Origin of the sequence: Nocardia arseniciresistens (assembly GCF_046764875.1) — a bacterium.
Taxonomy (GTDB): Bacteria; Actinomycetota; Actinomycetes; order Mycobacteriales; family Mycobacteriaceae; genus Nocardia; species Nocardia arseniciresistens.
Map to the genome: position 1 here is coordinate 101,546 of NZ_JBKORD010000004.1, position 13,840 is coordinate 115,385.

A 13,840-nucleotide genomic window follows, 5' to 3' on the forward strand; every position below is an offset into this window, starting at 1 on the left:
TCGTGTCGTACCATGCGGTGCCGAGGCCGGAATCGATCCAGAAATCGACCGAGTTCAGCGCAAAGTGTGAAACGGTGGGTTCTCACCTGGGCGAGTACACCAGCGAGTACACAAGGCAGACTGGAGCCCGATGACCGCAACCATGCCCGAGACGACCGGCGCAGTCGCTGCGACGACCACGTCCATCCGGTCGCGCGGCTTCGTCCCCGCACTCGAAGGCATGCGCGGCATGGCCGCCCTCGGAGTCGTCCTCACGCATGTCGCCTTCCAAACCGGGGCCGCGGGGACGCCGGTGCTCGGCCGGGTCCTGGAACGCTTCGATATGGCGGTCGCGGTTTTCTTCGCGCTCTCCGGTTTCCTGCTGTGGCGTCCGCATGCCGCGTCCGCCCGCGGTCTCGGCACCGCGCCGTCCGTCGGCTACTACCTGCGCCACCGCGCGGCGCGGGTCCTGCCCGCGTACTGGGTGGTGGTGTGCGCGGTGTTGGTGCTGCTGCCGAGCGCGGCCAGCACCGCCGGGCTGCGGGTGTGGGTGGCGAACCTCGGCTTGCTGCAGGTGTTCGTGCCGCTGACCCTCACCGACGGGCTCACCCAGATGTGGAGCCTTTCGGTCGAGGCCTCCTTCTATCTTGTGCTGCCGCTGCTCGCGTTCGCCATGGTCCGTCTGCGCGGTACCGCGGTCCGCTGGCGCGTCCCCGTGATCCTCGCTTCGGCGGCGGTCGCGTTGAGCTGGAATTTTATTCCGGTGCCGACTCCCGACGCGATTCACTCCGACAACTGGCTGCCCGGTTATCTGCCGTGGTTCGCTGCGGGCATGCTGCTCGCCGAGCTCGTCGACAATGCGAATTCGCTATCGCTGCGGCGCCGGATCGCGGGTAATCAATGGGTGATGTGGGCCATCGCGCTCAGCGCTTTCCTGTTCTCCGCCACCGACATCGGTGGTCCCGCCGGACTCACCCACGCCGAGCCATGGCAGTACGCGGCGAAAATGGCCCTCGGCACCGTCATCGGCTTTGCCCTGCTCGCTCCGCTGGTGCTGCGCGCGCCGCCCGCGCGCCCGCACCGGTGGCTGGAATCCCGCGTCGCCGCGACCATCGGGCGCTGGTCCTACGGCATCTTCCTCTGGCACCTCGTCGTACTGTCGGTCATCTTCCCGGTCTTCGGAATCCTCCCGTTCCGAGGCAATTTCGGCTACGTCCTCGCCCTCACCATCGCCCTCACCCTTCCGGTCGCCGCGGCCAGCTACGCCCTGGTCGAGGAACCGGCACGCCGCTTCGCGCGCAGCCGTGATCGAGTTGTAGCGGCTGTGGACGAGATCGGCGACAACGCGGCCGAACCCGATGGCAACGAAGACGGCAGCTACTCGGTTCGCTGAGCCTTACCGGCCTGTTGTCGGCTGGTCGCTCGTCCGCGGTGCGAGGGCGGCGACCCCCACCGCGATCACGGCGATAAGCGCGGGCAGTTGCACCCACAGCGAGCCACCCATATAGCCGCCGTGTGCCCGCCACGGTCCGGTCGACAGCGCGGCCGCGGCGATGGCGGTACCCAGACCAGCCACGGCCGCGAGATTGTTCGACACAACGCGCGGCGCGAATCGAACTCCCGCCAGTGCGGCGATGGTCAATGCCGTGCCGACCGGTCCTGCGATCACGGTGGTGGCGACGGTCAGTCCGGCTGCCCCGAGGACGCGATTTCTCCAGGTGACGGGGCCACGGTCGGAAGTGGGCTCATCCTCGGTGTGGCGAGGTAGGTCCGTACTGGAATCGGTGTTGATAGCGCCAGGGGCGACATGGTCGATTGTGCCGGGCGCGTCGTCGGAGTCGGGCCGCGTATCAGGGCTTTTCGGCTTCTCACGCTTGCACAGTCGGAACGGGATCGCGAGCGCGGCGAGCGGGATCAGGAGCAGGAGGCCGCCGAAGATGCCGAGGCGGTACCAGCGGTCCGCGGGGAATTCGACGGTGATCGGGCCCTTGGCGTCCGGCGGGAGCAGCCAGGCTTGCTGCCAGCCATCTACGACGAGGGGGTCGAGGACCTGGCCGTCCGCGGTGTGGGCTCGCCAGCCGACATTGTTGCTGAGCGGCAGTACCAGCAGCCGGGTTCCTGGCGTCGACTCTTGCCGAGGTTGCTGGTCGGGCTGGGCTCCGGCTTCGGGTTGCCGCGGGGTGGGCAGCGCAGGGGCGGTGTCGGTTTCGGTCTGTGCTGGGGTGCGGGCGACGGGAGTTGCCTCGGCATCGGTCCGGTCCAGGCGTAGTCGGTCGACGAAGAACAGATCGGTGGGTGCGACGGTCACATCCGCTCGGCCGGGTGCGACGGCGATGTCGGAGGATTCGGAATCGAGCTGGGGCAGATCGGGATTCGGGCACACCTGCGCGGGGATCGGTGCACCGGAGCGCAGTTCGTCGGCCGTCGCGGTGATGGTGGTGTGGACGAAGCGTCCGCCGAGGGCGATCGTGGGACCGTCTGCGCACGCAATCGTGAGCTGTCGATCCTGGGTAGCCGTCGCGGGGTAGTCCGGCCCGAGCACCGCGACCTCCGCGAGGCCGGGCGGCTGGGTGGCGGCGAAACCGAGGGCGGTGCGGTCGAGCACCGGTTTCCAGGTCTGCACACTGAGCTCGATCCGATCGGTGACGCTGGGGTGCAGCGAGATTCGGACAGGTGCGCCCGGTTCGTGCGGCTCGATCTCGCGCACCTGCGGTCCGTCGCCGAGGTTCACCACCACCGATGTGGGTGCGGCGGGCAGCCCGCCCAGTGAGGTGGTCAGATCCAGGCCGGTCACGAGGGCGGGCTCCGGCAGTTCGATGGTCAGCGTCGGTTTGCCGCCCCCAAGGTTGCGGACCGAGTTTTCCGGTGCGGTCCAGGTGGTGCGCGGATCGCCATCGGTCGCGGCGAACGCGGAGCCACGCAGATCTCCGACATCGGCCTTCCCTCTGGCTACCGGGAGCGTGTGATCGGTCAGCAGGGCCTCCAGCGCGGGGCCCTGCCTGGTGCGGACGGTCAGCTGGGGCGCGAGCGTCATGGGCTCGGGGACCGACAGTGTGCGCTCGAATGCGCCGGGCTCTTCCGGGGCAAGCGCGAGTCCCTTGCTACACCGCACCCGATCCGGTGCGTCGAAACACGCACTGCGACCGGGGAATTCCTGCCCGAGGTCCCAAGCGTCGACCTGCGCACCGGCGGGAGTCGGCGGCAGCACCGTCCGGTGCCGGATATCGACGCGCACCGGTTTGTCGCGGACCGTGTAGTCGTCGAGGGTGAGCTCGCTGAGACCGAATTGCCCACCCCGCGTTCCGGTCTCGGTGCGTATAGCGGTGATCGTCAGCCAACTGGTCTGCCCGGCGGGCAGCGAAATGGACACCGGCGCACCGGGTTCGGGTATCCGGGCCGAGACGCTGCCGTTCGCGGTACCCACCTCCACCCACTTCACCTGGTCGCCGATCGCGGCGGCGCTGGTGGAAAGGCGCAGCAGTCCCGAACTGATCGGCTGGTCGAGATCGAGTCGAAGCCATTGTCCGAGTGCGCGTTCGATGCCACTGCTGATCCACGCGGTGGACGGGTCGCCGTCGACGACCGCCGCGGTGGAGCTGCCAGGCGCTGCGCCACCGAGCTGGGTGGCGTCACCCGCCGAGCTCGACGCGGTGATCGTGGCGCCCGACCATTCCCCACGCACCAACTCCGCACCAGGCACCGGGTAGTCGGGCACCAGATTCTGAGTGCGGCGGGCGTCGTCGGGGGCGCGCAGCGCGGAATTGTGGTTGTCGACCTTGCCGAAATCGGCTTCCCGGTCCATCGGGGTGTCGGTGACGGTCACCGGGCCGATCGGCAGCTCAGCCTTTGCCGCATCGGATGCGAGAAGTGCGGGCGTACCGGCATTTCCGTTATCGCGGCGCAGTCGTTCCAGCACCTCCGGTCCGCCCTGGACAACCGGCACCGCTGCCAAGGGCACGGTGTAGGCGCCGGGAAACGATGTCGGTGCACCCGGCCCGCTTCGGACCTCCGTGGGAGTTCCCAGCGAGCGCGCCTCGACCCGATAGATCTCGACCGCCGGGTATGTGGGCCGCAGGTCGCCGTCCGCGACCAGATCCTCGGCGAAGACGGCCGTCTCGATCGGATTACCGAACTCGGCCGCCTTCGTCAGGCCCGGCGACCCTTCGATAGCCCGGTGCGCAAGCATGGGCCGGGTCGAGCGCGAGGTGTCGGGGTCGAGATCGTTGCGCAGCACCAGGATTCCGACGCCTTGATCGGCCAGCGTCGCGGCAAGTCCGGTCGATGGCCTGCCGTCGGCGATCAGGCGCTGCACCGAATCCATCGCGCGGATCGTTCCGGGCGGGTTCAGCGGCACCGCATCCCGCACCGCCCACGGCGTACTCGCGAGCGCCTGCATCGGTTCGTCGCGGGTCAGCCCCCAGATCTGACTGCCGAACGGTGCTCCCGGCACGACCAGCGCGCGGGTATCGGAAGCATTGTGCGCCAACCAATCCGCGGTTTGCTGCCAATACCCGGGGATGTGCTCGTAGGATCCCCGTGGCGCCAGTTTCCCTGTCCAGGCCAGCGACGTGGACAGCGCGAGTGCGGTGAGGATCAGCGCGGCGATCGCCACCGACCGATCGCGCTCGGGATGCGCGAACGCGCTGCGCCACGCCGGCATCGGCACCGAGGCGGGCAGCGGCACCCTGGCCAGCAGGTGCGCGAGGCCGAGCACCAGCGGAAGGCGGATCAGCGGCTCCAACTTGTGCACATTGCGCAGCGGCGCGCCGCCGGAATCCAGGAAGGTCCGCACCGACTCCGCGAACGGCCCGCTCAGCTCGCCACCGTAACCGGCGCAGATCCCGACAAGGCCGACGACCAGGATGAGCGCGAGCCGCCCCCGATACGGCATGGACCGCATCGCGAGCCCCGCCATCCCCGCCGCCGCGAGCAGTCCGGTGGCAAGCACCGCCGCAGGCTGGGTGACAAGCACCGCGCCCGCGATTCGTTCCGGCGAGACGAATGGCGTCCAGCTGTCGGTGCCACGCAGCACCTCGCCCAGCGACGCCCACTGCGTGGTCACTCCGGAGGATTCGATGTAGTCGAGGAACGGCGGACTCACCTTGCCGAGCAGCAGCAGCGGCACCGCCCACCAGAATGTGGCGAGCACGAGCAGCGGAACCCAGGCCCCGGTGAACCGCCACCAATCCCGGCTCTGTCCGGTGTCACGCGCAGTCCGTCCGGAGCCTCGTGTCGAGTTGAACAAGGGTGAGTCGGCCGCCCACCACAGCAGTGCTGGCAGGAATGCGGCGACGGTGGCCACCGCATTGACCGAACCCATCAGTGCGAGGGCGAGCGCGCTGCCCGCGGGCGATCCCGCCCCGCGCCGCCGTCGGTATGCGGTGCCCAGTGCGGCGGGACCGAGCAGGACCCACGGCGCGAGCATCATCGGCAGGGTTTCCGAGGAGATCGAGCCGAGTGTGGTGAGCACGCGTGGTGACAGTGCGAAGGCGACGGCCGCGATGACACGAGACCCGCGGCTGCCGATGCCGAGTACCTCGCAGAGCCGGACGATGCCCCAGAATCCGGCGAGCAGCAGCAACGCCCACCAGATCCGTTGCGTCGCCCAGGCGGGTAGACCGAGCACATGCCCCGCGGAGAAGAACGCGCCGTGCGGAAAGAAGTAGCCGTAGGCCTGGTTCTGCACCTGCCCCATCGGGGCCTGACTGCTCCACAGGTGGGCGGCGCGTTCGAGGAAACCCAGCGGATTCTGCGCCAGGTCGTATTTGGTGTCGGCGACGGTGCGGCCGGGCGCCTGGACGAAGGCCAGCAGGAAGGCCGCGATTACTGTCCCTGCGAACCATCGTCTACCGAGCGGAGTGGCGCTGATCTCCAGCTGAGCCGCGCCTGCCCGACCACTATGCGACTCGCCGCGACTCGAACCGCGCCGCGCGGCGCTATCCGGGCGTCGCGCCGCTGCGGCCGAACCGAGTGAGTCGGCGGATGAAGCGGGTGTCAGCGGCTGCCGTACTCAACGTTGTTGAGCAGCGAGGAGTCGGAGTCACCGCCGTGGTCGATGTCCGGGCGCGAGTTCTGCTGCACAGCCACGGTGATGATCAACACCGCGATCGCGCCGAGCACGGCACCGGCGACGGCGCTCACAACACCAGGGACAGCAAACTTCATCGCGGTACTCCAATACATCGATGCAGGCACATTCCGGGTCAACCTAGCAGTAGGACCACGCTCCGCGTGCGCTCAGCCCGCCGATAGTCGACATCAATCTGCCGAGCGCCGGGATTCGCCGAGTACGGCCACGCTCGAAGCGGACCTTTCCCCGAAACCGAAAACGATCAGCGTTCGGGGATCGCGCAGTGCAGGCTGCCGAGCAGGGTGCGGAGTTTGGCGGTGGTCTCGTCGAGTTCGGCGTGCGGATCGGAGGCGGCGACGATGCCGCCGCCCGCGAAGGCGCGCACCGAGCGGCCGTCGGCCGACAGTTCCGCGCTGCGGATCGCGACCACCCATTCGCCGTCGCCGTCGCTGTCGCACCACCCGACCGCGCCGCCGTAGAAGCCGCGATCCTCTTCCATGTGGGTGATCGTGTCCAGCGCCAGGTCGGTCGGGGTTCCGCAGACCGCGGGCGTCGGGTGTAGCAGCAGCGCCAGGTCGAGCGCGGTCGTCGCGGGATCGCGCAGCCGTCCGTTGATCGGCGTGGCGAGGTGCCAGACCTCGTGGGTATTGATCAGCTCCGGACCGTCCGGGATGCTCAGCTCCGCGCAGACGGGGCTCAGGATCTCCCTGATCCATTCGACGACGAAGGCGTGCTCGTCCCGATTCTTATTGCTGGCCAAAAGTTCTCGTGCTTGTGCCGCATCCGCCCGCGGGTCGGCGAGCCGGGGCAGCGTGCCCGCGAGGGGGCGCAGCGTGACGGTGTCGCCGTGCCGAGCGACCAGCACTTCCGGCGTCGCGCCGACCAACACCACGCCCGCTCGTCCCGCGGGCGTCAGGTCGACGGCGAACACATTGGCGTGCGGATGCCTGGTGATCAGATGCCCGGCGACGAGCTCCGGATCGAGCACGCCATCCGCTTCGGCGAGTATCGATCGGGCGGCGACCACCTTGCGCAGGCGCTGTCCAGGATCCTGCAACTGCTCGATCAGCTTCGTCACCCGCGCGACATGTTCTGCCGGATCGGGCAGCTCGGCAACTACCGAGACCGAGGGCAACGCGGGCAATGCGGCAGGCCGCCAAGGGCCCGCGGTGTGCTGCGCCCGCTCGGGCACGTTCAACGCGGCGGGCCGACGCGGATCGAACGGCAACGCACCGACAACCAGCTCCGCGGTTCCCTCGCGCAACGCCGCCACCGCCCGTGGCGCCTCGTCGAACGCGATCCGACTACCGGACGCGCGAACAACACCACCTGGCTGAGCGAGCAAGAAACCATCCATGATCCCTCCAACCCTAACCCCGCCGACCGCCATCGCACGCCCATCAGCGACCCAAATCTCACCCACGAAGCGATGAGTGGCACAACGTCGCGGCGACCCGCCGCGGAGCTCTCCTTCGGACGAGCTACCCGAGTGGTTCCTTGCCCGGCGGCACCATGAGGACGGGTCGGTGGCAGTGCTTGAGGACGGCGTCGGCGACGTTGCTGTGCAACAGGGCCCGGATGCCGGTCGCGCCGCGGGTGCCGGCGACGATGATGTCGACGTCGAGCTCGTCGGCGCATTCGACGATGGCGTTCCAGATCGTCGTCATGCACTCGGCGGTGCGCGCCTCGGCATTCAGGCCGGCCAGCTTGGCCAGCCTGACACCCTCGATGTTGACGTTGCGGGCGTCGACATAGGCGATATCTTCGATCTCCTCGTCGGGCACCCACTCCGGCTGCATCACGCCGGAAAGGCCGGATATTCGGGTGGCTTGGCGCACCATCGGTTCCCAAGCGGTCAGCACAACGGCCCGGTTCGCGGACAGGAATCGTCCGGCATACTCGATGGCTCGCTTGGCATTCTCGGAACCGTCGTAAGCGATAAGCATCAGATCGCAGGGCACAATGACCTCCTGCCGGTAGTCATATGGCTACGCATACAGGTTACTCGGGCAGGCCGACCTGTTGGTATCGGCGCGCGCGCACTACCGTTGTAACTATGCGGAAGACGCCTCTCGTCGTGCTCGCTGTCCTCGCCGTCGTTGCGACCTCGTGCTCCAGCGGCGACACCGCTACCACGGCGACCTCTCGAGCCGAGACGCCCGGCTCAACGCAGGCCCCGGGTTCCGCCGGACCGACTACCCCGGTGCAGCGCGACTGCGGGGCGGAGTACCTCGCGCAGTTCACCCCGCGTCAGAAACTGGCACAAATGCTGACTGTCGGGGTCACCGGCGCCGACGACGCCACGAACGTGGTGCGTACCGAACAGGTGGGCGGCATCTTCGTGGGCGGCTGGACCGAGCCGGCACTGCTGGCCGACGATCAGATCGGTCAGGTCGCCGCGGCCGCCAAAGTCCCGCTGATGGTGACCATCGACGAAGAGGGCGGTCGCGTCTCGCGCGTCAAGGACCTGATCGGTGTCGCACCGTCGGCCAGGGAGACCGCGCAGACCATGACCGCCGAGCAGTTCCACGACGCGACCCTGACCAGGGGCAAGGCGTTGAAGGACCTCGGCGTGACGGTAGATTTCGCGCCCGACGTCGACGTGAGCAGCCAGCCCGACGACTCCGTCATCGGCGACCGGTCGTTCTCCGACGACCCGGCGGTGGTGACCCGCTACGCGGATGCCTACATCAGCGCAATGCGTGAGGTCGGCGTCGGCACGGTGATGAAGCATTTCCCCGGTCACGGCTCGGGTTCCGGTGATTCGCACACCGGCGCGGTACGCACCCCGCCGCTCGACCAGTTGCAGACCGTCGATCTGGTCCCGTTCCGCGGCCTGATCAATTCCGGTGCCGCGGTCATGGTCGGCCATCTCGATGTACCCGGTCTGACAACCGCGGGCGTGCCAGCGAGTATCAGCCCTCAGGCCATGTCCCTGCTGCGGGACGGAAGTGGGTACGGTGCCGCGCCTTTCTCCGGCGTCATCTTCACCGACGATCTCGGCGGCATGGCCGCCATCACCAGCCGTATGAGCATCGAGGAAGCCGTGGAAGCCGCGCTGGTCGCCGGTGCCGACAATGCGTTGTGGATAACCACGGACGCCGTGCCGCAGGTGCTCGACCGACTGGAGGAGGCGGTGTCGAGCGGCCGCCTTCCTGCCGACCGGGTCGACGCGTCCGTGCTGCGTATCGCTCACTACAAGGGTGCGTTGACCTGCTGATCCGAGGCCGAGCGGTGTCGTCGTTCAGGTGCGGACCGACGTCCGGCGCTACCTGCGGGCTCGATCGTGAACAGAGCCGGGGCAGACAATGATGTACAGGGTCAAGTGACGGCACGCCCAGAGTCCGGCATGATCACCGAGCCGACCATCTCCGGATCGGCGGATCGACCGATGCTGTGAGATTTCATCACCGCGATATCGGGCGACTGGTGAGCAAATCCAACCCACGGAACTTACCTTGGAGTAATATAAGATCTTCACCATGCGGTAGGAGAGTGAATGGCGGGCGGAACGAAGCGACTTCCTCGGGCGGTTCGTGAGCAGCAGATGCTCGATGCCGCGGTCGAGGTCTTCTCGCGTAAAGGGTTCCACGATACGTCGATGGACGCTATCGCCGCCGAGGCGAAAATATCGAAGCCGATGCTCTACCTGTACTACGGCTCCAAGGATGAGCTGTTCCGGGCGTGCATCCAGCGTGAAGGGCTGCGCTTTATCGAATCGGTGGCGCCGGCGGGCAATCCGCAGCTCTCGCCACACGAGCAGCTGCGCACCGCCCTGGAGGGATTCCTCGGTTTCGTCGACAACAACCGCCGCTCCTGGCAGGTGCTCTACCGGCAGGCGATCGGCCAGCAAGCCTTCGCCTCGGAGATCGAGAACGCCCGCGAACGCGTCATCGAGCTGACCGCGAAACTCCTCGAGTCCAGCGCCAAGCACTCCGAGCCCGGCACCAACTTCGACGTCGTCGCCGTCGCCGTGATCGGCGCGGGTGAGTCGATCGCCGACCGGGTGGCCAGCGGCCGCATCGAGGTTTCCGACGCTGTCGACCTGCTCGACGATCTGGCCTGGCGCGGTCTGGCCGGTCGGAAGAAAACCGAGTAGCACGGTGTCTGCCGGGTTGACCGAGTTGTCAATGGGCTGACAGAGTTCCGGGGATCACGACGTACGGACCGGCTGATTTCGGAGCAGTCGGGGGAACGGGGGCGGAATTGTTCGGGATGCTGCGGCCGTGTTCGCACGGTGCCGAGAAGTATGGGATCGATGCCGCCGAGTGGCGCACCCAGATGTGTGGGCTGTGTTTGGGGTTGCGAGATGGGCACGGCCAGTTGGCGCGTGCCGCGACCAATACCGATGCGATCGTGCTCAGTGTGCTGACCGAGGCGCAGTTATCGGGGCCGATGGAGCGCACCGAGGCGGGGCCGTGTGCGCTGCGCGGCATGCAGCGGGCGAGAGTGGCCGCCGCCGATTCACCGGGGGTGTTGTTGGCATCGACCGCGTCACTGTTGTTGGGGTCGGCCAAGATTCGCGATCACGTCGAAGACGGTGACGGCTCCGTGCTGACCAGGCGTCCGATGACGAAGGTGTCGAGTCGGTGGGCCGACCGGGCACGCGCGCAGGCGAACCTGATCGGGCTGAACGTGGAACCACTCGTCGCGGCGATAAATTCGCAGAAAGATCTCGAAGACCGTGCGAATGCCAACGCATTGCGCGAGCAGCCGGACCCGTCGGCGCTCGAAAGACGCACCCTCGACGAGCTGACCGCGCCCACCCAGTTCTGTGCGGCGGAATTGTTCGCACACACCGCGGTACTGGCCGAACGTCCGGAAAACGTCGCGGCATTGCGTACGGCAGGAAGGCATTTCGGCCGCATCGCACATCTGCTCGACGCGGTCGAGGACTTCGATGCCGACCGTTCGCGCGGCCGGTTCAACCCGCTCGTGGCCACCGGAACCACCATGCCGGAGGCCTACGACCTACTGCGGCAATCCGACTCACACCTGCGCAAGGCCGTCATCGAGGCACAACTGGATCAGGTCCCCATCATCCGCTGGATGCTGCTCGACCCGTTGCACGCCCTGGTGCGCAAGGTGGGTCGTGGTGTCGGTGCAACCGTCCACGCCTGCAACGTGTCCCGCGATCGCGCGGCATCCCGCGACGGTGTGTCGATGCGGTACCCCGGTCCGCCGAACACCGGGCACCGTCCCCCGACGCGCCGACCCGGTGTCGGTGAAGCTCTCGCGCTGATCCTCGGTGCCTACTGCACCGGTTATGCCTGCTGTGCCGACCACACAAGTCCGTGCTCCGGTGAGCGCAAGGATGCCTGGATCAAGAACTGCGATTGCGGCGACTGCTGTGATTGCGGCGACTGCTGCTGTAATTGCGGAGATTGCAGCTGCGGAGATTGCGGCTGCTGTGACTGTGGTTGCGACTGCTGAACTCCGGAAAGGCCGGAGCCGCACCTCGATCAGAGGTGCGGCTCCGGTTTTCTTTCGGTTCCCGCGTGCTCAGCGCAGCGTCGCGGTGAGGTGCGGGTAACCCTTCTTCGGGTTACGCAGCGCGAGATCCCAGCCGCCGCCGACCTGATCCGCGTACACGTTCACCGTGGAGGGCAGCAGGATCGGCTTGCCGAACTTGACCGAGTAGGTGGTGTGCTCGGGGATCCGGCCCTCGATATTTCCGAGGATGTTCGCCGCGGACCACATGCCGTGCGCGATCGCCTTCGGGAACCCGAAAGCCTTCGCGCCCAACGCGGAAGTGTGGATCGGGTTGTGATCACCCGACGCGGCCGCGTACCTGCTGATCGTCTTCTGATCCACCCGCATGGTGCGCAGCGGCGGCGGCGGGACCTCGTCCGGCTTAGGTTCCGGCTTCGGCCCGTCCGAGAGCGACGTGCGCTGCTGGTGCAGGAAGGTGGTGACCTGACGCCACACCAGCTCCCTGCCGACCTTGACCTCGGTCACCGCGTCCACGAGCAGCCCCTTCGGGTGCTCGCGCAGGTTCTCGATATGGGTCTTGAAGTCCAACGGCTCGCTCACCGAGATCTCGCGAGTGCGCTCGATCTCGTTCTGCGCGTGCACCGCACCCACCGCGACGAACGGAAAGTCGCGGGCCACCACGAGTTGCATGGCGAGCGGGAAACTCAGGATGAACGGATACGTCAGTGGCAGTGAGTCGTTGAACCGCAGCCCGGTCGCCCGGCAGTACGCGGCAAGGTGGTCGGGATCGACCTTGAAGCCGTCGAGCCGAACGGCCCGGTCCGGCACGGTGGAGTTGCGTGCCGAGACCAACGGCACCGGGACCGCACCGAGCGCCGCCTTGATGAACAGGCTGCTGTTCTTCGGTGGTTCGGTGAGCGTGATCATCTGCGTCATCATGCTCCGATCAGGCTCTGCCCGCAGACCCGAACAATGTTGCCGCTCACCGCATTCGACGCCGGGCTCGCAAAGTAGGCGATGGTCTCGGCCACATCGACGGTCTGGCCGCCCTGTAGCAGCGAGCTCATCAGGCGACCAGCCTCGCGGGTGGCAAGCGGGATGGCCGCGGTCATCGCGGTCTCGATGAAGCCGGGCGCGACGGCATTGATGGTGATGCCCTTCGCCGCCAGCTTCGGCGCCTCGGCGTCGACCATGCCGATGACGCCTGCCTTGGAGGTGCCGTAGTTGGTCTGTCCACGGTTGCCCGCGATACCCGCGATGGAGGACACGTCGATCACGCGGCCGCCTTCCTTCAGCGCGCCACGGGCCACCAGGCCCTCGGTAATGCGATGCGGCGCGGCGAGGTTCACGTTGATGACCGAGTTCCAGCGGCCCTGGTCCATATTGGCGAGCAGCTTGTCACGAGTGATACCGGCGTTGTGCACGACGATGTCGATGCCGCCGAAGCGCTCGGTGGCGAACTCGGCCAGCTTCTCCGCGGCGTCGGCCGCGGTCACATCGAGCGCGAGCGCGGTGGCCCCGACCTTGTTGGCGGTGGCCGAGAGCGCCTCGCCCGCGGCGGGGATGTCGGCGACGATCACGGTGGCGCCGTCACGGGCGAACACCTCGGCGATGGTCGCTCCGATGCCGCGGGCGGCGCCGGTGACGACGGCGACCTTGCCCTCGAGCGGGCGATCCCAGCTGGCGGGCGCGGTCGAGTCGTCCTTGCCGACCCGGATGACCTGGCCGTCGACGAACGCCGACTTGGCCGAAAGCAGGAAGCGCAGTGTGGATTCCAGGCCGGTCGCGGTCGCGGCGGCCTCCGGGTGCAGGTACACCAGCTGTGCGGTGGCGCCGCGCAGCAACTCCTTGCCCACGCTGCGGGTGAAGCCCTCCAGCGCGCGCTGGGCGATCTGCTCGTCCACGCTCGCGGTGAGCTCGGGGGTGGTGCCGATCACCACGATGCGACCGGACCCGGCGACGCCGCGCATGGCGGGCTGGAAGAACTCGAACAGCTGCGACAGCTCCTCGATCGAGCCGAGGCCGGTCGCGTCGAAGACCAGCGCGCCGTACTTCGTGCCCTGGCTCGGTGCGTCGGCGAAGGTGTAGTCCGACAGCAGCGCGCGCACCGGCTCCGCGACGCGGCCCTTGCCGCCGAGTAGCACCGGGCCGGGCAGTGGCGGCTCGCCCTTGGCGTAGCGGCGCAGGTTCTGCGGCTGCGGCAGGCCGAGCTTGCTCGCAAGGAACTGGCCGGGGGCCGAGTGTACGAACGATCCGTAGAGGTTGGGAGCACCCTTGCTCTTGCTCGCTGCCACTGTTTCTCCCTTTTCTGTGTCTCGTGTGTGTACTCGACTCGCCGGTGGCTGCGGGCCGAGGCGG

At 67.8% G+C, this 13,840-nt stretch carries 10 protein-coding genes; 4 read left to right on the forward strand and 6 right to left on the reverse strand.

The genetic code is table 11. The features are described from left to right. The first annotated feature begins 130 nt into the window (after positions 1–130). Positions 131–1,372, forward strand: a complete 1,242-nt coding sequence (locus ACLMAJ_RS08265) for an acyltransferase family protein (protein WP_412012935.1) — start codon at positions 131–133, stop codon at positions 1,370–1,372. A 3-nt stretch (positions 1,373–1,375) separates the two neighbouring features. On the opposite strand, the gene ACLMAJ_RS08270 is transcribed toward ACLMAJ_RS08265, so the two are convergent. From ACLMAJ_RS08270 to ACLMAJ_RS08285, 4 genes are all read right to left on the reverse strand, one after another. Then, entirely contained in the window at positions 1,376–5,854 is a 4,479-nt protein-coding gene (locus ACLMAJ_RS08270; RefSeq protein ID WP_412013260.1) for an alpha-(1->3)-arabinofuranosyltransferase domain-containing protein, read from the reverse strand. A gap of 119 nt (positions 5,855–5,973) precedes the next feature. Continuing rightward, entirely contained in the window at positions 5,974–6,144 is a 171-nt protein-coding gene (locus tag ACLMAJ_RS08275) for a DUF2613 domain-containing protein (protein WP_412012936.1), read from the reverse strand. A gap of 167 nt (positions 6,145–6,311) precedes the next feature. Beyond that, the gene (locus tag ACLMAJ_RS08280) at positions 6,312–7,406 is read right to left on the reverse strand and encodes an isochorismate synthase (RefSeq protein ID WP_412012937.1); all 1,095 of its coding nucleotides are present in this window, start codon (positions 7,404–7,406) and stop codon (positions 6,312–6,314) included. A gap of 124 nt (positions 7,407–7,530) precedes the next feature. Then, complete coding sequence (locus tag ACLMAJ_RS08285; RefSeq protein WP_412012938.1) at positions 7,531–8,010, reverse strand: universal stress protein; 480 nt, start codon at positions 8,008–8,010, stop codon at positions 7,531–7,533. 95 nt (positions 8,011–8,105) lie between these two features. On the opposite strand from ACLMAJ_RS08285, the gene ACLMAJ_RS08290 reads away from it, so the two are divergent. From ACLMAJ_RS08290 to ACLMAJ_RS08300, 3 genes are all read left to right on the forward strand, one after another. Beyond that, positions 8,106–9,269 carry a glycoside hydrolase family 3 N-terminal domain-containing protein gene (locus ACLMAJ_RS08290; protein ID WP_412012939.1) on the forward strand — a complete coding sequence of 388 codons (1,164 nt, stop codon included), beginning with the start codon at positions 8,106–8,108 and terminating at the stop codon, positions 9,267–9,269. Between the two features lie 279 nt (positions 9,270–9,548). Continuing rightward, the gene (locus ACLMAJ_RS08295) at positions 9,549–10,148 is read left to right on the forward strand and encodes a TetR/AcrR family transcriptional regulator (RefSeq protein ID WP_412012940.1); all 600 of its coding nucleotides are present in this window, start codon (positions 9,549–9,551) and stop codon (positions 10,146–10,148) included. Between the two features lie 116 nt (positions 10,149–10,264). Continuing rightward, a complete protein-coding gene (locus ACLMAJ_RS08300; RefSeq protein WP_412012941.1) occupies positions 10,265–11,482 on the forward strand; it encodes a DUF5685 family protein in 1,218 nt (405 codons plus the stop codon). A 69-nt stretch (positions 11,483–11,551) separates the two neighbouring features. Here ACLMAJ_RS08300 and ACLMAJ_RS08305 read toward each other — a convergent pair whose 3' ends face one another. Next, positions 11,552–12,418: a MaoC/PaaZ C-terminal domain-containing protein gene (locus tag ACLMAJ_RS08305; RefSeq protein WP_412013261.1), complete on the reverse strand. Its 867-nt coding sequence runs from the start codon at positions 12,416–12,418 to the stop codon at positions 11,552–11,554. Beyond that, a complete protein-coding gene (locus ACLMAJ_RS08310) occupies positions 12,418–13,776 on the reverse strand; it encodes a 3-oxoacyl-ACP reductase (protein WP_412012942.1) in 1,359 nt (452 codons plus the stop codon). Before ACLMAJ_RS08310 ends, ACLMAJ_RS08305 begins: the two co-directional genes overlap by 1 nt. Positions 13,777–13,840: the final 64 nt, after the last annotated feature.